The sequence below is a fragment of the Streptomyces sp. NBC_00258 genome (assembly GCF_036182465.1).
GTDB lineage: Bacteria > Actinomycetota > Actinomycetes > Streptomycetales > Streptomycetaceae > Streptomyces.
The window spans coordinates 6,543,387-6,563,090 of the sequence record NZ_CP108081.1; the positions used below are offsets into that span (position 1 = coordinate 6,543,387).

General features: G+C 70.7%; 18 protein-coding genes. 4 read left to right on the top strand and 14 right to left on the bottom strand.

Features of this window, described 5'->3' with window-relative positions; genetic code table 11:
• Position 1 precedes the first annotated feature (1 nt).
• The 9 genes from OG718_RS29210 to OG718_RS29250 all read right to left on the bottom strand — a co-directional run bounded on the left by OG718_RS29210 (position 2) and on the right by OG718_RS29250 (position 8,744).
• Complete coding sequence (locus OG718_RS29210) at positions 2 to 568, bottom strand: hypothetical protein (protein WP_328845587.1); 567 nt, start codon at positions 566 to 568, stop codon at positions 2 to 4.
• Complete coding sequence (locus tag OG718_RS29215; RefSeq protein ID WP_328845588.1) at positions 565 to 2,289, bottom strand: class I adenylate-forming enzyme family protein; 1,725 nt, start codon at positions 2,287 to 2,289, stop codon at positions 565 to 567. The genes OG718_RS29210 and OG718_RS29215 overlap by 4 nt, the downstream gene beginning before the upstream one ends.
• Positions 2,276 to 3,163: a hypothetical protein gene (locus OG718_RS29220; RefSeq protein ID WP_260695538.1), complete on the bottom strand. Its 888-nt coding sequence runs from the start codon at positions 3,161 to 3,163 to the stop codon at positions 2,276 to 2,278. Before OG718_RS29220 ends, OG718_RS29215 begins: the two co-directional genes overlap by 14 nt.
• Complete coding sequence (locus OG718_RS29225) at positions 3,160 to 4,404, bottom strand: beta-ketoacyl-[acyl-carrier-protein] synthase family protein (protein ID WP_306939074.1); 1,245 nt, start codon at positions 4,402 to 4,404, stop codon at positions 3,160 to 3,162. The genes OG718_RS29220 and OG718_RS29225 overlap by 4 nt, the downstream gene beginning before the upstream one ends.
• On the bottom strand, positions 4,394 to 4,732 hold the full coding sequence (locus OG718_RS29230) for an acyl carrier protein (protein ID WP_143641501.1): 339 nt from the start codon (positions 4,730 to 4,732) through the stop codon (positions 4,394 to 4,396). The genes OG718_RS29225 and OG718_RS29230 overlap by 11 nt, the downstream gene beginning before the upstream one ends.
• Positions 4,729 to 5,004, bottom strand: a complete 276-nt coding sequence (locus OG718_RS29235) for an acyl carrier protein (RefSeq protein WP_143641502.1) — start codon at positions 5,002 to 5,004, stop codon at positions 4,729 to 4,731. Before OG718_RS29235 ends, OG718_RS29230 begins: the two co-directional genes overlap by 4 nt.
• A gap of 136 nt (positions 5,005 to 5,140) precedes the next feature.
• On the bottom strand, positions 5,141 to 6,526 hold the full coding sequence (locus tag OG718_RS29240) for a class I adenylate-forming enzyme family protein (protein WP_143641562.1): 1,386 nt from the start codon (positions 6,524 to 6,526) through the stop codon (positions 5,141 to 5,143).
• Positions 6,527 to 6,651: 125 nt separating this feature from the next.
• On the bottom strand, positions 6,652 to 7,929 hold the full coding sequence (locus tag OG718_RS29245) for a 3-dehydroquinate synthase II family protein (RefSeq protein ID WP_328845589.1): 1,278 nt from the start codon (positions 7,927 to 7,929) through the stop codon (positions 6,652 to 6,654).
• Positions 7,926 to 8,744, bottom strand: coding sequence for a 2-amino-3,7-dideoxy-D-threo-hept-6-ulosonate synthase (locus OG718_RS29250; protein ID WP_143641504.1), 819 nt, complete (start codon positions 8,742 to 8,744; stop codon positions 7,926 to 7,928). The genes OG718_RS29245 and OG718_RS29250 overlap by 4 nt, the downstream gene beginning before the upstream one ends.
• A gap of 573 nt (positions 8,745 to 9,317) precedes the next feature.
• Here OG718_RS29250 and OG718_RS29255 point away from each other — a divergent pair.
• The 3 genes from OG718_RS29255 to OG718_RS29265 all read left to right on the top strand — a co-directional run bounded on the left by OG718_RS29255 (position 9,318) and on the right by OG718_RS29265 (position 13,436).
• Entirely contained in the window at positions 9,318 to 10,763 is a 1,446-nt protein-coding gene (locus OG718_RS29255) for an MFS transporter (RefSeq protein ID WP_328845590.1), read from the top strand.
• Positions 10,764 to 10,888: 125 nt separating this feature from the next.
• Complete coding sequence (locus tag OG718_RS29260; protein WP_328845591.1) at positions 10,889 to 11,731, top strand: LLM class flavin-dependent oxidoreductase; 843 nt, start codon at positions 10,889 to 10,891, stop codon at positions 11,729 to 11,731.
• A 118-nt stretch (positions 11,732 to 11,849) separates the two neighbouring features.
• Positions 11,850 to 13,436 (top strand): PH domain-containing protein, encoded by a 1,587-nt coding sequence (locus tag OG718_RS29265; protein WP_328845592.1) that lies wholly within the window; start codon positions 11,850 to 11,852, stop codon positions 13,434 to 13,436.
• 61 nt (positions 13,437 to 13,497) lie between these two features.
• On the opposite strand, the gene OG718_RS29270 is transcribed toward OG718_RS29265, so the two are convergent.
• Positions 13,498 to 13,836 (bottom strand): MerR family transcriptional regulator, encoded by a 339-nt coding sequence (locus OG718_RS29270; RefSeq protein WP_143641508.1) that lies wholly within the window; start codon positions 13,834 to 13,836, stop codon positions 13,498 to 13,500.
• Between the two features lie 534 nt (positions 13,837 to 14,370).
• Here OG718_RS29270 and OG718_RS29275 point away from each other — a divergent pair.
• Entirely contained in the window at positions 14,371 to 14,766 is a 396-nt protein-coding gene (locus OG718_RS29275; protein ID WP_328845593.1) for a hypothetical protein, read from the top strand.
• Between the two features lie 124 nt (positions 14,767 to 14,890).
• On the opposite strand, the gene OG718_RS29280 is transcribed toward OG718_RS29275, so the two are convergent.
• The 4 genes from OG718_RS29280 to OG718_RS29295 form a co-directional block, all read right to left on the bottom strand.
• Positions 14,891 to 15,208: an SCO5918 family protein gene (locus tag OG718_RS29280; protein WP_143641510.1), complete on the bottom strand. Its 318-nt coding sequence runs from the start codon at positions 15,206 to 15,208 to the stop codon at positions 14,891 to 14,893.
• A gap of 217 nt (positions 15,209 to 15,425) precedes the next feature.
• On the bottom strand, positions 15,426 to 16,949 hold the full coding sequence (locus tag OG718_RS29285) for a DEAD/DEAH box helicase (RefSeq protein WP_143641511.1): 1,524 nt from the start codon (positions 16,947 to 16,949) through the stop codon (positions 15,426 to 15,428).
• Between the two features lie 319 nt (positions 16,950 to 17,268).
• The gene (locus tag OG718_RS29290; protein ID WP_055611897.1) at positions 17,269 to 17,472 is read right to left on the bottom strand and encodes a cold-shock protein; all 204 of its coding nucleotides are present in this window, start codon (positions 17,470 to 17,472) and stop codon (positions 17,269 to 17,271) included.
• Between the two features lie 305 nt (positions 17,473 to 17,777).
• A complete protein-coding gene (locus OG718_RS29295) occupies positions 17,778 to 19,376 on the bottom strand; it encodes an alpha/beta hydrolase (protein WP_306943528.1) in 1,599 nt (532 codons plus the stop codon).
• Positions 19,377 to 19,704: the final 328 nt, after the last annotated feature.

The following is a 19,704-nucleotide window of genomic DNA, read 5'->3' on the forward strand; positions in this document are numbered from 1 at the left end:
CTCAGCCCTCCGTGGTGGAGGAGACGGGAGCGGGGGGAGCGACAGGAGTGGCGACCCGCATCAGCAGACGGCACGCCTTGTCGCCGTCGCGCAGACAGCTCTCGGCCCGGTTCTCCGTCAGGGTCACGCCGAGCCCCTCGGACCAGCCGGCGTGGATGTCCGTGCACGGACACTGGTAGCCCTCCAGCGAACCGGCCATCCGGACCATGGTGATGGCGAAGTTCCGCCGCAGCGTGAGCACGATCAGGCCCGCGTCCTCGTCCTCGACCTCGGTGGAGGCGTTGCGCAGCTCCCGGGGGAACATCCGGTCGCCGCACTCGTCGTAGCGGCGGCGCAGTTCCTCCAGGTCCTTGCCGTTGTCACCGCTGCCGGGGAGCGGTCCCGACCTGCGGGCGACGCGCTGCCCGACGTGCAGGGCGACCTTGCGCAGCGCCTCGGCGTTGATCTCGTTCGCGGCCTGCTGCCCGAACCGGCTCGCCACCCCCTGGTACCAGTGGGCGTCGTGCTGCCACCACAGCCGGTACGCGTCCACCGTCTGCGCGCGGTGGTTGACCTCGTCGGCACTCACACTTGCCCCCTGGCGGCGAACCGGTCGCGCATCACGCGTTTGAGGACCTTGCCGGTGGCGCCCTTGGCCACGTCGTCGGGCTTCATCCGCAGGGCCCGGGTAACCGGCGGAAATCCGGCGGCCGTGAGCACGGCGTTGACCCGCCCGGTCCACGCCTCCTCCTCGTCGCTTCCCTCGACGCTCGCTTCGTCGCTCGCTTCCTCGCTCGCCTTGTCGCTCCGCTCGTCGGCGAGTTGGAGCAGCGCGTACGCCTCGGCCTCTCCGTCGCCGTCCCAGTCGGCCCGTACGCCCTCGGGGGCGACCCCGACGACCGTGCAGTCGGCCAGCTCGGGCAGCTCCCGCAGCAGGAGTTCCTCGGTTCGGGTGCTGAAGAGGATCCCGTCGCGGGTCCGGACGGCGTCCGGTGCCCGGTCCAGGTGGTAGAAGTTGCCCTCCTCGTCCTGCTGGGCGAGGTCGCCGGTGAGCCAGTAGCCGCCCAGCCGCATCCGGTTCCAGGTCAGCGAGTCGTTCCAGTAACCGGGTGTGAGAGTGGGCGACTTGAGGCCGAGGCGGCCGATCCGCCCGGGCGGCAGCGGGGTGCCGTCCTCGGCGAGCACGGCGGCCTCGGCGAAGCTGATGGGCTTGCCGACACAGCGCGAGTAGGCCGAGGTGTCCTTGGTGTGCCGGTTGTGGAAGACCGAGTAGCCGGCCTCCGAGGAGCCGAGCCCGTCCACGAAGACCGAGCCCTCGACGCGTACGAGCCGCAGGTCCTTGCCCATCGTCCGGTGGCTGCCGTGCTGGACGAGGGCCCGGATGTGCGCCTCGTGCGCCGCGTCCCCGGTGTTGAACCACACCTGCACGCTCGACAGATCACGGTCCGCGAGCGGCTCGGCGGCCATCTCGCCGAAGGTCCCGGCGAAGGCCAGCACGGTGGTGGGGCCGAACTCCTCGATGGCTTCGAGTACTTGGGTGCCGCGCTGGCTGGAGAGCAACTTGATGTCCGTGCGCAGCAGCAGGCAGTACAGCAGTGTCGCCACCATGGCGTTGTGCGCGCCCGGCAGCCCCACCAGCGTGCGCGCCATGTCGGTGCCCGTGGAGTAGCGCAGCCGGTGCACCTGCGCGTACATCAGCGTCCGGTGGGTGTGCGGAACTCCCTTGGGCATACCGGTGGTTCCGGAGGAGTGCGAGATGAGCACCGGATCGGTGGGGTCGTGCCGGTACGGATAGGAGGACGGGAGCAACTCGCGGTGCTCCGGCCGGATGTCGGCGGCGGTGACGCAGAAGCCGAGCCGGTCCGCCCCTTCCACCCCCTCCGCGGCCGACAGCACGTCATGGTGCTCGCCGTCCGTGAAGGCGCCGACCGCGCCCTGCCGTCGTACGTACTCCCGGGCGGTCTCCGCGGGCAGATTGCCGTTGACGAACGACGGAACGGCGCCGAGAGCCGTCAGCGCCAGGAAGTTCACCGCGAACTCGGTGCTGGAGTAGGAATGGACGGCGACCGGGTCGCGGGGCCGCACACCCCGGGCGGCGTACCAGCCCGCGTACGTCTCGACCGCCTCGTTCAGCTGCCCGAGCGTGAGCACCTCGGGCCGGCTGCCGTCCGGAGCCCGCCAGCCGCCGTCGGTCCACAGCACGGGCTCGTCGAGCGGGCGGCCGTACGCGGTCAGGCGCTCCAGCACGTTGCCGGCGCCGAGTTCGGTGTCGGAGCAGATCCGCGCCCGCTCCTGCCTACTGATGAGCATGGGTCTCCGTCTCGTTCCTTGCGTCGGTGTCGGCGGTGAGGAGGAACGCGGGCGCGCGCGAGCCGGTCACCAGGACATGGCTGCCGCCCTCCCGAAGCAGCCGCCGGTGGACGGCGGCCAGGTCGAACAGGCCCTGGATGTCGCCGGGCCGCCCCCTCGCCCCGGCCGCGTCGGCGCCGGCGCGGGTGCCGGTGTCGTACGCGTCGGCCGACCGGACCGACACCGGTGTGCCGGCGCCGGGACGGCCGAGCAGGACCGCCGCCGCCAGTCCGGCGGACGCGGGAAGGGCCGGGGCCGGGTGGCCGTGGCCGTCGGCCAGTTCCTCGTACACGGCGGCCGACCGCTCGCCGCCGCCCAGTTCCACGCCCACCGCCAGGACCCGGTCCACCTCCGGGTCCTCCAGGAGCAGATCCGCCATGGAGAGCAGTTCCGTCACCGGGTCGTCGAGGGTGGAGAGGCTGAACATCTGCCCGGTGATCCCGAACTCCCGGCTCAGATAGCCGAGTACGGAGTTGGGGGTGGCCTGCATGAACAGCAGCGGGTTGTGGACCTTCCCGGAGACCATGCGCCGGCTGGCCAGATCCGCGGTGGTGGTGTCACCGGTCGTACTCGCCAGCGCCACCGCGGTTCGCGAGCTGTCCCCGGGCCGTTCGGCGAGGCACTGCCGGGCGGCCTCGTACGCCAGCGGGCTGAAGGCCGACTCCACGAAGCCGGGGAGCCTCGGCAGCGGGATGTCTCCGTCCCGCCCGGTGCCGTGGGTGGCGGTGGCGGTCGTGAGGATGCCGAGGGACGAACGCAGCACGGTCTTGCGGGTGTTCTCGGTGGCGGTCGTGGTGTTCCCGTTCCTGGTCGTCGTGTTCTCTGTCGGGGTCACGGCCGCTCCAGGACGAGTGCGGTGTTGGCGCCCCCGAAGGCGGCGTTGACGGTGAGGGCCCGGCGGGGGTCGGTCCGGCGGGGCTCGTTCGGCACGTAGTCGAGGTCGCACTCCGGGTCGGGCCGGGTGAACCCGGCGGTCGGCGGCAGTACGCCGTCCGTCAGGGCCAGCATCGTGATCACGAACTCCACGACGCCCGCCGCTTCCAGGAGATGGCCGGTGGTGCTCTTGGTCGAGCTGACCGGTATCGACTCGGCCCGCTCCGGAAAGGCGGCCCGCAGTCCGCGGGTCTCGGCCCCGTCGTTGTACTTGGTGCCGGTGCCATGGGCGTTGACGTAGTCGAGGGCGGCCCCGTCCGGGTCGCCGGCGAGCCGCATCGCCTGCCGGGCCGCGCGGGCGAGTCCGACACCCTCCGGGTGCGGCTGGGCGATGTGGTGGGCGTCCGAGGCCGCGCCCCAGCCCACCACGCCCGCCAGCGGCCGGGCCCCGCGGCGCCGGGCATGCTCGGCGGACTCCAGCACGACGACCGCCACACCGTCGCCGAGCAGCAGCCCACTGCGGTCGGCACTGAACGGCCGCACCATCCCGTCACGCGACAGCGCCCGCCCGGAGTCGAACTTCCCGAACGTCTCCTCCTCCACCAGATATCCACCCGCGCAGACGGCCACGTCGATCCGCCCGGAGGAGATCAGCCGGCAGGCGTGGATGATCGCGGCGGCGGAGGCGACACAGGCATTGGTGAAGGTGAGCCGGGGGCCGGTCAACCCGAGTTCCCCGGCCAGGAGTTCGGTCAGCCGAGCGGGTACGGCATCGGCAACTCGCTCCGTGTCGGTGGAGGTGCCGCACATGGGCGCCCCGTCAGGGGCACGGGGAACTGCGCGACCAGCTACATCCGGCCCGCGGCTTCCATCCGACCCGGCGCCCCGCCAATACCGAGTCACACTCGTGTGATCCCCGGCCACACCGAGCAACACGGCAGCCTCCGCACCTGGAGCGAGCCCTGCCATGGCGAGGGCTTCATCGCCGCACTCGGCAAGCGCATGCCGCAGAGCCCAGCCCTCGACACCCCCGGGCCCATCGGCCGCGGCCCCCGCCATCGCCGTACGGTAAGGCCCGGTGTCGAACCGGGTCGTGGCGGCGAACGACGGAACCCCCGCGAAGACCCCCCGCCGCAAGGCATCGGCCCCCGTGCCGAACGCGGTACGCACACCGAACCCGGTGACGGCCACCTCACCGCTCATGGCGACCACCCCCTTCAACCGGGTCCACCCGGTCGGTCTGGTCCAGTTGGGCGGCACGCAGATAGTCGGCGAGCCGCCGCAGCGAGGTGAACCCGGCGATGTCCTCGTAGGTGGGCTCCACGACCAGCCCGAACCGCTCCTCCACCACGTGCAGCAGCCACACCAACCCCAGGGAATCCAGGATCAGTTCGGTGTCCTCACCGAGTTCGGCCGGCACGCCGGGGAAGATCTTGCGGTCCGCCAGCAACTCGCGGACGGTGTCGATGGTGAGGGGGGAGAGCGCGGGTTCCCCCTCCAGCGCGTCGCGGGCGGTGGCCCCCGTGCTCATGCCTTCGCACCGCGTCGGACGATCTCGGCGACGAGGGAGCCGAGGGTCAGGGAGGCCAGGGGTTCGATGTCGGTGTCCGGTATCTCCACACCGAACCGCGACTCCAGACGCAGCGTGAGCTCGATCAGACTCAGCGAGTCCAGATCCAGCCCACCGACGGTCACCGGACTCTCGTCCGTGATGCCGTCACGGCTCATCAGGATGTTCATCTCGTCGATGACGGTGCCGAGCACGAACTCACGGATCTCGTCTTCCAACGTTGACGTACTCATGATCAGAAAACTCCAGTGAAGGAAAGTCGGGAGCGCCCACTTCAGGGGCGCGGGGCAGTGACATCTGCGGCTCCGCCGCGGGGCGCGACAAGCCACGACGGGCCCGCAGCCGACGAACAGCGGGAGCTGCCCCGCCTCACCCAGCGGCGCGTTCACGCAACAACGTGGGCTGGCGAACGAGCTTCCCGTTGGACGTGCGAGGCAACGCGTCCAACAGCCGGACCACCCGCGGCAACTTGTAGTCGGCGAGCCGCTCCCGGCACCACCGCAGCAACTCCTCGGCAGAAGGAACCCCGCCCTCGGCGGAAGACGCGGCGGCGGTCACGACATACGCCTCGGTCACGCCCTCGTGGACAACGACCGCCTGCTCAACCGCGGGATGCCCCCGCAACACGTTCTCGACCTCGGTGAGATCCACCTTGAGGCCACCGATCACGACGAGGGAGTCGCCGCGGCCGTGCACCCGCACGGCACCGGTGCCGTCCACCGAGGCCCGGTCCCGTGTACGCAGCCAGCCGTCCGCGTACTGCGTACCGCCGGAGTCGAAGAGGTACGGCGACTCGTCGAGGGCGACGTCCAGTTCGCCCCGCCGCACCCGTACGACCATGCCCGGTGCGGCCGGGCCGACCGACGGCCGCAGCGTGCCGCCGACGTCCATGGCGACCACACCGCTCTCGGTGGTCCCGTAGGACTCGCCGACCGGCACCCCGTACCGCTCGGCGAACCGGGCCGCGACGTCCGGGGGCATCAGCTCGCCGCCCGACACCGCGACCCGCAGGTCGGGCAGTCCGGGGGGATCGCTTGCGGCGGCGAGCAGTTCGTAGTGCATCGGCACCCCGAACAGGGCGGTGACCCGGTGGTCCGCAGCGGTCCGCAGGAGGTCGCGGACGGAGATCCGGGGCGCGAAGACGACGGAGACGCCGGCCGCCAGGGAGTGCAGCAGTCCGGCGACCAGGCCGAAACTGTGCGCCGTCGAACTGAGCAGCAGTACGCGGTCGCCCTCACCCGGCATCCCGGTGATCCCGGCGAACCGGTCCACCTCGGCGGCGAGCGACGCGGCGGTCCTGCCGATCACCTTCGGCCGCCCGGTGGAGCCCGAGCTGAACTGGACCAGCCGGTGCCCGGTGGTGGCCGGGCGGCCCGTTCCACGGCACTCGGTGACGACCTCGTACTCGGGCCGGAAACCGAACGTCGCCTGGACGTTGGAGCCGGCCCGGACCATGAACTGCGGCCGGCAGGACGCGCAGAGCGCCGCCACCTCGGCCGGTTTGAGCCGGAAGTCGAAGAGCATCACCTGGGCGCCCAGCCGCCACAGCGCGAGCAGCACCTCGACCTGGGTGAAGCTGGGCGGAGTCCGCAGCCCGACGGTGCTGCCCGGACCGATGCCGAATCCGGCGAACACGGCGGCCTGCTTGGCCACCCGTTCGCGTAACTCGCCGCGGGTGACGGTCTCCTGCTGGTGTGTCAGATACGGGAGAGCGTCGTCCCGCGCGTCGAACAGCCGCCGGACCAGGGAACCCATCCCGTCGTCGTCCGCGGGCCCGTTGGAAGGATCGGCGGACACGCCGGTGGAAGGGTCACCGGACAGGCCGTCTCCCAACGGCTCCTGCAGTGGGTCTCTCAGCGGGTCTCTCAGGCCGCCGCCCATCAGACCTCCTTGCAGAACTCGCCGATGGGCAGGCCCACATGGCGCTTGTCCGTGGCCAGATAGCCGAGCAGTTCGTCGCCGGTCCGCAGCTCGGTGACGTTGAGGACCTTCCCGCCCGGGCCGAGCACGCGTACGTGCCAGTCGTCCTGCACGGTCAGACTGACCAGCCGTCCGTCCTCGGCGTGGGTACGGATCTCCAGGAGCGGCCGGGACTCCAGCTTGGCGCGGCCGACGACGACCCGCCGGGTGCGGCCGTCGGCCCCGACCCCCAGCAGGACGCTGCCGGAGCCCACCTCGCTGAGGTAGCTGGTGCGGTTGTCGGGCCCGAGCGTGTACGAGTGAAGGGCACCGGCGTTGACCCGGAACGGCCTGGTCGGCATGTACGGCAGCGGGTGGGTCTCGCTGCAGCAGAGCACGAACCCGGAGGAGTACGAGCCGACGAGGATGCCCTCGTCCTCCTCGAAGTGCGAGCAGGTGTCCACGCAGACCCGGTCGCCGAGCCCGACGTGCCGGATGCTCTCCACGGTCAGTGTGGACAGCTCCAGTTGGGGTGTGGTGGCCTCCAGCAACCGCGCCAGGGCGAACACTTCGTCGGCGCTGCGGGGGGTGAAGAGAATGCCGTCCGAGCCGCGTTCGAGGACGTCGAAGACGATGGCCGCCTCCTCCAGGCCGTCGACGACGGTCACCAGCTTGCCCTCGGCGGACTCGGCCGCGGCGAGCACGATCTCCAGCGGGATCTTGGTCGGGTCGGCGAAGTGGATGACGGTGTAGGGCAGGGCCATGGCGCCCGCGCAGGACAGCGTCAGGGTGCGGTCGTCCCGTACGTCGATGAAACCGGCGGCGGGCGTGCCACCGGTTCCGCCGGCGGAACCGGTGGCACGGTGTTCGGCGGCGAGAGCGTCCAGCTCCTCCTGGGTGCCGAACTTCCGCAGCAGGAGGTCGATTCCGGGGGCGGTTCCGGTGACCGTTTCCGTGGCGGATCCCGTGGCCGATCCGGTGCCGGCCGGGGAACTGCCCTTCCCGGAAGGGAGGCTGGCATCCTTCTTGCCGCCGGCGCCCTTCACCTCCTTGTCGCCGGGCTTGGCCCCGGGCGTCTTCGCCGCGGGCTGGCCCTGACCCCCGGTCATCAGCACCCGGGTGACGGTCGGAGGCAGCGTCCCGAGCAACTCGGCGTCGGTGGCCACCACTCCGGCCATCCGGCTGTGGACGGCCGCGTCCACCACCGCCTGAAGCTGCGGACGGGGGACCTCACGGAGATCGATCCATGCGAACCTCATGCGACTCCTGCCACGATCGTCGAGTATTTAGACATGCTCATGTCATCCGAGATGGTGCTGCCGCCGTGCACGACCGCGGAGAGCCGGGACACCAGCGCGGCGGGCGAGGGGGCCGAGAAGATCCGGCGGCCGATGGCCAGCCCCTGGCAGCCGGTGGCCATCACGGCGGCGCCGTACTCGACCAGGTCGGAGCCGTCGGGCGGACCGCCGGCCGCGAGCACGGGGATCGGGCTGTTGGCCACCACCTCGGCCATCCGGTCGATCGGCAGGGCGACGGAGGTCTTCACCATGTCCGCGCCCAGGTCGGCTGCGACGTTGGCCAGATGGGCCAGAAGGCCGGGGTCGCGCGGATCCTCGATGCGGGGGCCGCGGGGGTAGACCATCGCGATCAGCGGCATGCCCCACGCGTCGCAGGAACGGGCCACCGCCCCCAGGTCGGCGAGCTGCTGGGACTCGGTGTCCGAGCCGATGTTCACGTGGACGCTGACCGCGTCGGCGCCGAGCCGCAGCGCCTCCTCGACGTCGGCGACCAGCACCTTGGCGTGGACGTCGGCGGAGCGGGCGGTGCTGGCGCTCAGGTGCACCACCAGGGCGCAGCTCCTGAGGATGTCCGGGGCGAAGGCGCGGGCGCGCCCCTTGTGGACGATGATCCCGTCGGCCCCGCCGGCCACCAGGGCGCGCAGCAGGTCGTCCCACTTGTCGGCGGGGACGATCGGGCCGTCCGAAACGCTGTGGTCGAGCGGTACGAGCAGGTGCCGGTCGTCACCCGCGAGCGAAAGTCTTCTCAAGCGTAATAGCTTGCCACTTTTCAGCATGGGTAATGCGCCTTCCCAGCCCGGAGGCCGCATTTAAGAAAGCCGAACCGCGACATCCTGTTGCGGTCTCCATGTCCGAAAAACGATGGTCGTAGAACTTTCAAGTTCAGTCGGCCATCAGCATTCACGCGTAATCGGTCGTTGGCAAGGCGTGATCACCGGCAAATTTTTATGCGGGGTCGGGAATGAATATTGACAGCGATTTGACAGGTATGGCGGGGTTGACGCCGCAGGAGGATGCTGTTCGTGGGGTGTTGGGCGGCAAATGGCGAGGTGGCGGGTGTGATGTGCTCTATGCGCATTGAGGAGGTCTGCCCCCGCACGTGGCCGCATCGGACGCTTTCCTACGGATGTCACGTGTAAATGACAGGCAATTCTCGCGCTGTCTCTTCGGCGTGTTCGGCTATTCGGACGGGGTGGCTTTCCTGTCGGGCTTATTTGTCGAACTTCCTTGTCGAAATTGAATTTCCGGGCCTAGGGTGTCAGGCGCGCTCCGGAACGTGTTACATGCGAGGCCGTCCCCCCCATCTGCACCCGGACCGTACGGACCGGGCGTACCGGAAGTGACTCCCCATGCCCGAATTACCGTCCAAGACCGCTCCCGAGACCGCCGGCCCAAGACCGGCCGCGTCCCCACCGCCGACGGCGAAGACCACCGAGCAGCCCTCCGAGAGGTCCACCGGAACGACCACCGGAACGACCGCCGGGAAGAACGAGGCCCCACGGGTCGCCGTCGCGAGCCTGGTCGGCACCACGATCGAGTACTACGACTTCGCGGTGTACGGCACCGCGAGCGCACTCGTCCTCGGCCCCGCCTTCTTCCCCTCGGGCAACGCCACCGTCTCCTCCCTGGCCGCGTTCCTCACGTTCGCCGCGGCCTTCCTCTCCCGCCCCCTGGGCGTCGTCCTGTTCGGCACGATCGGTGACCGGCTGGGCCGCCGACGTGCCCTGGTCGCCTCGCTCCTGCTGATGGGCGTGGCCACGGTCGGCGTCGGCCTGCTGCCCACGTACGAGAGTGCCGGACTCCTCGCCCCCGTACTGCTGGTGACGCTCCGTCTGCTGCAGGGCGTCAGCATGGGCGGCGAGTGGGGCGGGGCGGTGCTGCTCGCCGCGGAACACGCACCGCCGGGGCGCCGCGCGCTGTACGCGTCCATCCCGCAGGCCGGCCCCTCGCTCGGCTTCCTGCTGTCCACCGCGGTCATCCTGCCCACCCTGAACATCGTGGGCCGGGACGGCTTCGTCGACTGGGCCTGGCGCATCCCGTTCCTGCTCAGCACCGTGCTCGTCGTCATCGGCCTGTGGGTGCGTACGACGGTCTCGGAATCGCCGGTGTTCGACACGACGGCGAACCGCACGACACAGCCTCAACCCGCATCCGCATCCGCATCCGCACCCGCGACGGCTTCCCGTTTTCCGCTGGTCACGCTGCTCAAGCGGTATCCCGGCCGGGTGCTGCTCGGCACGGGCGCGGCGATCGGCGGCTCGGCCGTCTACTACCTGACGATCGTCTACAGCATCTCGTACGGGCCGAAGGAACTCGGCATCCCCCAGAACACGATGCTGACGGCGGCGAGCGTCGGCGCGGCGGCCGGAATCGCCATCACCCTGCCGGTCGCCAGACTCGCCGACCGGATCGGCCGGCGCCCGGTGATGCTGACCGGAGCCGTCGGCTGCGTGGTGTGGGCGGTGCCCATGTACGCCTCGCTGAGTTCCCGCAACGGGCTGGTGATCACCGGCGCCTACACGGTCGGCCTGATGCTCCTCGCGCTGATGTTCTCCCCGGTGGCGGCCTTCCTCCCGGAACTGTTCCCGGCCCGGCTGCGCTACACCGGCGCCTCGGCAGCCTTCATCCTCGCCAACACCCTCGGCGGCGGCTTCGCCCCACTGGTCGCCACCTGGCTGAACAGCAATTGGCAATCCCCCTTGGTCCTCGGCTTCTACACCGGCACCCTCTGCCTGCTGAGCCTCCTGTGCCTGCTGGCCCTCCCGGAGACCCGCGACCAGGAGTTCGACATCTGACGGGGACCCAATTCACGTACCGCGACACGGCCCGGCGAGACTGCACAGGGTGGACCGAACAGGGTGGACAGGCCCGCCGGTCCGCCCTGTTCCCGCAGTCGACCCCTGCCCTGGAGATGGTCCCCGTGAACGAGAACACGCGCTTCGGCGTCTACCTCCCGCCGTTCGGCCCGTTCGGCGACCCCAGGGTCCTCGTCGAGCTGGCGGTGCGGGCGGAGGCCGCCGGGTGGGACGGGGTGTTCCTGTGGGACCACGTGGTCACCGACGCGATGCCGATCGCCGATCCCTGGACCACGCTGGCGGCGATCGCGCAGGCCACCCGGAGACTGGTGCTCGGTCCGACGGTCACACCGCCGGCCCGGCGCCGGCCCTGGGTGGTCGCCCGGCACGCGTCCACCGTCAGCAGGCTCTCCGGGGGACGGCTCGTCGTCGGCACCGGGACGGGCGTCGACGAGTCCGGCGACTTCAGCCGCTTCGGGGAGGCCCCGGATCTGCCGACCCGCTCGGCGATGCTCACCGAGGGACTCGGGCTGATGCGGGCGATGTGGGCCGGCGAGGCGATCCGGCACCACGGCCCGCACTACCGGGTGAACCTGGCCGCCACCGAGCCCGAGCCGTACCGCATCCCCGTCTGGATGGCCAGTTCCACCAACAGCCCACGGGTGATCGGCCGCGCCGCCGGCTGCGACGGCATCTTCCCCAACCCGGTCGACCACGAACTGACGCCCGAGGAAGTCGCCGGCATCCGGCGGGAGCTGCACCGCGCCGGCCTGCCCGCCGACCGGCCGTTCGACATCGCCGTACGCGGCAACACGAGCCCCGCGTGGCAGGAGGACAAGGACGTGGACCTCAAGGGACTCGCCGAGGCCGGTATGACCTGGTGGCTGGAGTCCCTGATCCACTTCGACCCGTTGGACCTGTCGATGGCGGTCGTCGACGCCGGTCCGCCTCGCGCACAGCTCGCGTAACGGCGGTGCGGCGGCCGGGACCCCTCATCTCCCGTAACCGGTCGGCAGTGTCGGTGGTGTGGACACTGCCGTACTCGGGACAGGTGCGTGCGGACCGGGCGATGACAGGGTTCGGTGCATGACCGATGTCCGGGAAGTGAGCTGTCGTCCGTCGGGGAAACGTGTCCTGTTGTTCTTCGCCGGGCTCTCGGCGGCCGGGGCGGGCGCGGCTCTGGTGTGGTCGGCGTACCGGGGGCCGGACGTGTGGCTGGGTGGCGGTCCGGTTCTCGGGGTGCTGGGTTTCGCGGCGCTCCACAAGGCGACCGCCCGGGTGCGCGCCGACACGTACGGCGTGCACTCCTGGACGCTGCTGCGTCGCCGGAGCGTGCGCTGGGGCGACATCGCCGACGTCCGCGTACGCCTGAAGTACGCGCACACTTCCCGGGTTGAGGACACCCGTGGCGTCAGCCTGCTGCTGCGCGACGGACGCAGGCTGCTCCTGCCGCTGCCGCGTAGCTGGTCCCACGACGATCCGGACTTCGACGCGAAGCTGGACGCGTTCCGTGCGCTGCACCGGCTTCACGGAACGCCGGAGTCGGGCCATGTCCCCGTCGTCTCGTACCGCACCGCCGGCCGCGGCTGGGCCGGGTCGCTCGCCCTGTGCGTGCTGCTGCTCGGGGGCGCGGGGCTGGCCGCCTGGTTCGTGCCGGACGCCGCGTCGGGGGAGCGGGCGTGGCGGTCGGCCACCCCGTGCACCTCCGGGACGCCCGCCGCGGAGCGCGACGAGTGCCTGACCACCCTGACCGCAGTGATCGCACGGACCGATGCCACCTGGTCCAGGAACAGGAGCAGTTGGCTGTACTTCGCCGACGGCCGGCCGATGGAGCGGCTCGCGGTCTCGTCGGACGGCGCGAGGATGTTCGGGCCCGGCGACAGCGTCGAACTGACCGTCTGGCGCGGTGAGGTGCGGGAGGTCGTCGGCGAGCGTCACGTGTACCGCCTGCACGTCACCGCCTCCGGAGACCTGGCCGTCGTCGCTGCCGTGTGTCTGCTGGCCGCGGGCTACCCGGCCGCCCGGGTGCTGCTCCGCCTGCGCGGGCGCCGGCTGCCCGACGACGAGGTCCTTCCGTCGGCCCTGCCGTTCGCGGGCGCGCTCGTCGGCACGGCTCTGTGGCTGCTGCCGCTCGGCTACCTCCACCCCACGACCCTGCTCACCGATCCCGTGGTGATCACGTGGGCGGCCGGGGGCTCGGCGGCGACACTGGCCTTCCTCGTCTGGGCGTGGCGCGCCACCCGTGTCCGTACGCCCGGAGAGATCGACGCGACCGGAGTTGCGGGAGTGACGGGAGGGGCCGGCGGATTCGCCGAGGAGACGGAGAAGGACGACGTGTTCCTGGCCGCCCGTTTTCTGGAGCACACCGACTACAACCCGTACGGCTTCGGCACCCATGTCGTCCTCGGGGGCGGCCGGCTCGCGGTGACGCCCCATCCCGGCCCGGGCAGGTTCGCGGCGAAGCCGGTCCCGGTGGAGCGGCTCGTCCTCAAGGAGGTGCGGCGAGTACGGGGCAGTGACGGCGACACCGTCCCGAGCAGCTGGCACATCGCCGAACTCGACGACGCGGGCACCCCGGTCCGTCTCGCGGCGGCACCGGCGGACCTGACCCGCATCCTGCGCGAACTGGCTTCCGGGAGAACTCTCGCGAACACCGCGCGACGCGACTCGTGACCGCTTCCGCCGCGGCGGCCGGTCAGCGCCGACGCACTCGGGCGCGAGCGTGCCGACACACTCAGGCGGAAGTCTCGGGCGTCTCGTCCGCGGCGCGGCGGTACTCGGCGTTGATGCGCTGTGCTTCCTCCAGCTGGTCCTCGAGGATGACGATGCGGCAGGCCGCCTCGACAGGGGTCCCCTGGTCGACGAGCTCGCGGGCGCGCGCCGCGATCCGTAGCTGGTAGCGGGAGTACCGCCGGTGCCCGCCTTCGGAGCGGAGCGGAGTGATCAGCCGTGCCTCGCCGATGGCCCGGAGGAAACCCGGGGTGGTGCCGAGCATTTCTGCTGCCCGGCCCATCGTGTACGCGGGGTAGTCGTCGTCTTCCAGACGACCGCTGAGCGGAGTATCTGCTGTCATGTCACCTCGTTGACCAACGCGTCGAGGGGCCCTGGCGCCGTACGGCACCAGGGCCCCGAAGGAAATTGAACACCATCTGTCGGCTCTACTGCTGCGCCGACCTTCTGTTTCCGCAGTCCGGCCCGGGAGACGGGCGGGTATGCGGGGATCGCGAATGCGTGACCGTGGACCACCTTCCAATCCGGGGTCTTGCGGTACCCGGCCGGATGATGCCCTGGCCGGGCGATCCTGATGGCGTCTGCTCCTTCCGTTCTTCCTCGGGACCTGCGGTGAAACTGTCGTCTTCCACCCGCCAGTTCGTGTCTGCCGGGTCTCTCTCGACCTTGTCTACAAGAGAAACCTTAACCACGACGCAGGCCAATGTCTACTCTGGCGAGGACAGATTTCGGTTCTCTTGAGGCGTAGGTATTCTGCCGTTCACAGTGACGCCCGGTAACGCCCGGTGACGCTCGGCTGTCACCGGGCCTGGGCGGGTGCGACCGGGCCGGGTCGGGCGGGTGAGGACGGACGAGTCGCTGAATAGACTCGGCTTCCATGACGAACCCCGACCGGCTCCTCGTGGACATCTCCGCACTCGTGGAGTCCGGGCAGAGCAATCAGATGTCGCTGACCGTGGTGGTCGGCGGTGCCGTCATCACCGGCCGGCTCGCTCCCGAAGCCGTGTGGCGGGAGCGGGTGTCGGAGGTCCTCAACGATTCGGACCGCCTGGGCCCGTTCTCCGCGGTCTTCGGCGCCGAGCCGGCAACGGACGGCCCTGACGACGGCCCGGAGGGCGGCGACCGCGGCGAGCCACCCGCCTATCTGCACTTCCACCTCGCCCGGATCCTGCAGGGCAACATCGGGATTCCCGAGACGGGCGGGATGTACCGCGTCGCGATCGAGGACGTCAGCGCCTGGACCGTGGGCGACGTCAGCTACTCCGACCACTGAACCGCCGTACCCGACGCGCTCGGGAACAGCGATGAGGGCCCTGCCGACGCGCGTCGGCAGGGCCCTCATCCCAGTTCCCGGTGTCAGCCGGGGAGTACGTCCCGGTGTCGGCTTGCGCCGGCCGTCACAGGCCCAGGGGAGCCGGGCTGCCGAGCAGCGCCGACGCGGTCTGGAGCGGTGTGGCGGCGACCGGGGCCGGCTCGGGCGCGGGGCCGGCGTGGCAGGTGAAGCCGAGCCGGGTCATGGCCCGTACGACCTCTCCGCTGGTGAAGTCACGACGGTCCTGCCGGGTGATGACCTCGCCGACCTGCTTGACGGGGTAGTGGCGGCGGCCGATGATCACGGACTCGCCCGTGATGGCCTCGGGCTTGACGCCCTTCATCGAGTCCAGCACCCCGCTCTTGTCGAGGTCGAACGGGAACCGGGCGATGACGCAGCGCATGATGCCTCACAGGGAAGGGAGGGGTGGGGAGGGAGGAAGGCAGAGAAGAGGGGGACCCGGGCCGGCCGGGGTGGATCAGCAGGCAGGAGAGGGCGGGAGCGCCGGGCGACGCCCGGCACGCTCCCCCACTGCCTTGAGGGCGTGGGTGGTGCCCCCACTCGCCGCACCGGGCGAAAGCCCGGACACGGCCAGTACGAGGACTCCACCCGGCCAGGACCTAGGCCGCCGCGGCCGACGGTCGCTGCGGCGTACGGCGGGCCTCACCGGTGGAGCGGCCCTTGCCGCCCGTGCGGCCGCGGCGGCCCCGGGACGAGGTGGAGGCGCCGCGCCGCGGGCGGTCCACGACCGGAGCGGTGATGACGACCGGCACACCCGAGGGGGCCTGGGCACCCGTGATGCGGTTCAACTCGGCTTCGCCCGAGCGCACTTGAGTGGTCTGCGGGGTGATGCCGGCGGCGGCCATCAGCCGGCTCATCTCGCGGCGCTGGTTGGGGGTCACCAGCGTGACGACGCTGCCGGACTCGCCCGCGCGGGCCGTACGGCCTCCGCGGTGCAGGTAGTCCTTGTGGTCGCTGGGCGGGTCGACGTTCACGACGAGGTCGAGGTTGTCGACGTGGATGCCGCGGGCGGCGACGTTGGTCGCCACCAGCACCGTGACGTGCCCGGTCTTGAACTGGGTCAGGGTCCGCGTGCGCTGCGGCTGGGACTTGCCGCCGTGCAGGGCCGCGGCCCGGACGCCGCTGTTCAGCAGGTGCTCGGTCAGCCGGTCCACCGCGTGCTTGGTGTCCAGGAACATGAGCACCCGGCCTTCGCGCGCCGCGATCTCGGTGGTCGTCCGGTGCTTGTCCGCGCCGTGCACGTGGAGGACGTGGTGCTCCATCGTGGTGACCGCGCCCTGGGACGGGTCGACGGAGTGGACCACCGGGTCGGAGAGGTAGCGGCGGACCAGCAGGTCGACGTTGCGGTCGAGCGTGGCCGAGAACAGCATCCGCTGGCCCTCGGGCCGCACCTGGTTGAGCAGTTCGGTGACCTGGGGCATGAAGCCCATGTCGGCCATCTGGTCGGCCTCGTCGAGGACGGTGATGGCGACCTGGCCGAGGCGGCAGTCCCCGCGCTCGATGAGGTCCTTGAGCCGGCCCGGCGTCGCGACGACGACCTCGGCACCGGCACGCAGCGCACCGGCCTGCCGGCCGATCGGCATCCCGCCGACCACGGTGGCCAGACGCAGCGACACGGAGCGGGCGTACGGGGTGAGCGCGTCGGTGACCTGCTGGGCCAGTTCGCGGGTGGGTACGAGGACGAGCGCGAGCGGCTGCCTCGGCTCGGCGCGCAGCCCCGCCGTACGGGCGAGGAGCGCGAGACCGAAGGCGAGGGTCTTGCCCGATCCGGTGCGGCCACGGCCGAGTACGTCACGACCCGCGAGGGAGTTCGGCAGGGTCGCCGCCTGGATCGGGAACGGCACGGTCACGCCTTCCCGGCCGAGCGCGGCCAGCAGCTGCGCCGGCATGTCGAGATCGGCGAACGCCTCGACGGCGGGCAGCGCGGGGGTGGTCGTCACCGGCAGCGCGAACTCGCCCTGCGGCGCGGACCGTTGACGGCTGTAGCCCTCGGAGCGGCGCGGGGCACTGGAGTAGCCGCCCCGTCCGGAGCCCGAACCTCCCGTGCGGCCTGAACCACCCGTGCGGGAGGAGCCTCCCGAACGGGTGCGGGAGAAGCGGTCGTTCGTGCGTGTGCGGTTCATGCGGAACCTTCCTTGATGAGGCACGTATCAAGGAATTCCCGCAGCAAATGAGCAGCGCAGAGAATTGCAAGAACGAGCCGAAGAGAATGGGGGGCCGAATCGGATCGGCGGGGAATGCTCGCGGGATACGTCGCTGAAGTTCGAGGCGATATTCCGGCGGTGGGGCCGGGTATTCCGTGTGGGAGGGTCCGGCAGTATGTCAACCGGAGCGTCGGTCCGAGCATTCCCGAGGAGCGGGATGGAGCGGGTTTTCTGGAAAGCAGCGAGCTGGGGCCCGCACCCCAAGGTGCGGGCCCCAGCTGCGAAGTACGCGTCAGCGTCAGGCCGGAACGATGTTCTCGGCCGTCGGGCCCTTCTGGCCCTGGGCGATGTCGAAGGTGACCTTCTGGCCCTCCTGCAGCTCGCGGAAGCCCTGGGCGGCGATGTTCGAGTAGTGGGCGAAGACGTCGGCGCCGCCGCCGTCCTGCTCGATGAAGCCGAAGCCCTTTTCCGCGTTGAACCACTTCACGGTGCCTGCAGCCATGTCAAATCTCCTTCGGGGGTGCGTCGGAATCCACAACCTGTGAAATCCGAGTCGCCGTGATGATCGCCCCGTCTTAAAGATTTCGGGAACCACAACTGCAACTGAGATCGAGAGTAGCACGCTGCGGTCGGGCGTGTGCGGAGGATAATTCTGCTCTGCCTGTCGAGGAAGGAATGTTCATCGCGCGTCGTGTTCATTTCTTACTTCGCGGGCACAGATATTGACGCGCCAGGGGCGCCGGGCCGGGAAGGGCCCGACGCCCCTGGCGTCGATCGGTGTCGGTCAGCGTAGGTCCAACGGGCGGATCAGCGCAGCGAGCCGAGCCGGTCGAGGCGCTCGTTGACGCCGTTGCGGAGCTCGCCGAGCGTCGTGCCGGGCGGGGCCACCTTGGGCGTGACCGACGGCGGCTGGGTCTCGTCCGCGCAGGTCGTGCCCTTGGCCGGGACCTTCAGGTCCACCAGGTAACCGGTGACCGCGTCCGTGGCGCAGGCGCTCCGGCCGAAGGCGGTGTGTCCCTCCGCCTTGAACGTGAGCAGCGAGGCGTTGTCGAGCTGCCGGGACAGCGCCACCGCGTCCTGGTAGGGGGTGTCCGGGTCGCCGGTGGTGCCGAGGACGAGGATCGGCTTGGAGCCCTTGGCGCGGTAGGAGCCGTCGTAGCGGCTGACGCGCTCGCCGGGCCACTGGGTGCAGGCCGTGGCGTGCTGGTGGTCGTAGGTCGGCGGGCCGTAGGCCATGGCCGGGCCGAGCAGCGGTGCCGCCTTGGCGTAGGCCGTGACGTTCCGCTTCAGCAGGGCCTGATCGCGCGGGTAGTCCTTGTCGACGCACTCGACGACCACGTTCGGAACGAGGAAGTCGAAGCTGCCCGGGGACGGCGGTCGCAGCAGGAACGAGGTGTTGTCGCGCTGCTGGGCCTTGCGCAGGGCCTCGCCGAACGCGGGCCAGATGACCTTGCCCTCGTTGATGTTGAACATCAGCCGGTAGACCAGGGTGTAACCGTTGGCCTGTCCGCCGTTGGCGGTCGGCACCGGGTTGGCGTCCAGGTCGCGCTTGAGCTTCTCGAACGCCGCCCGGGGGTCGCCGTCACCGAACCCGCAGGTGGCCTGGTCGGCCTTGCACCAGTCGAGGAAGCGGCTCATCGCGCCGTCCAGGGCCAGGTACTGGGGCTTGTCGTAGGAGTACGGCTGGTTGGCGTAGTGCACCGGGTCGTACGCCCCGTCGAGCGCCAGGGCGCGCACCCGCTTCGGGAACAGGGCGGCGTAGACCGTACCGATGTACGAGCCGAACGACCGGCCGTAGTAGGTGAGTTGGTCCTCGCCCAGGGCCTGGCGCAGCAGGTCGATGTCACGGGCGACGTACTCGGTGCCGACGAACGGCAGCAGGTCGGCCGACTTGTCCGTGCAGGCCTGGTTGAACTCGGCGGCCTCGCGCAGGGCCGGGCCGAAGGCGTCGGGGCCCGGGGCGCCCTTCGCGTCGGTGACGGCCTTCGTGTACCGCTGGTCGTCCCAGCATTCGAGCGCCGAGCTGCGCGCGACGCCTCGTACGTCGTATCCGAAGACGTCGAACGAGTCGCGCATGGCGGCCGGCAGGTCGTCGTAGTTGCCGCGGACGAAGTCCACGCCGGAGTTGCCCGGTCCGCCGGGCTGCATGAAGAGCGTGCCCTTGCGCTTCGTCTGGTCGGCGGCCTTCTTGCGGATCACCGCCAGGGTGATCTTGCGGCCCTCCGGCGCCCGGTAGTCCAGCGGTACATCGGCGTTCGCGCATTCGAAGCCGCCCTGGCAGTCGGCCCAGGAAAGGGTCGGCACCGGCGGGGCCGGCAGCGAGCCCTTCGAGGCGGCCGCTGTCGTCGGGTCCGGCTGGGCGGCCGTCGCCTGGGCCCCCGACCCGGCGACGACGAGTGCGGTCACCGCGGCCGCGGCGATCCTCAGGCGCGTGAGCCCCTTGCGCGCCCCTGCGCCGGACTCGCGTCTCGGCCGACGCGTCGAGCGGCCGTCCCGGCCGGGCAAGACATGATCGTGCGTTGTCACTACGTGTTTCCCCTCGGACTGGTGTGACACCAAGAACCCAGTGGTCAATGTGAGTTCGGAGAATTTCTAGCTCAACCGGGCGGGGAATGGCCAGAAAAGCGGATCATGTCGCCGCCGTTCAGCCGGATCTCCACAACCGGGGGTGGCTGCCCCGGTACGGGACGGCACCCGGGACCGGACCGGACAGGCGCCGGACACGGCAGCCGGA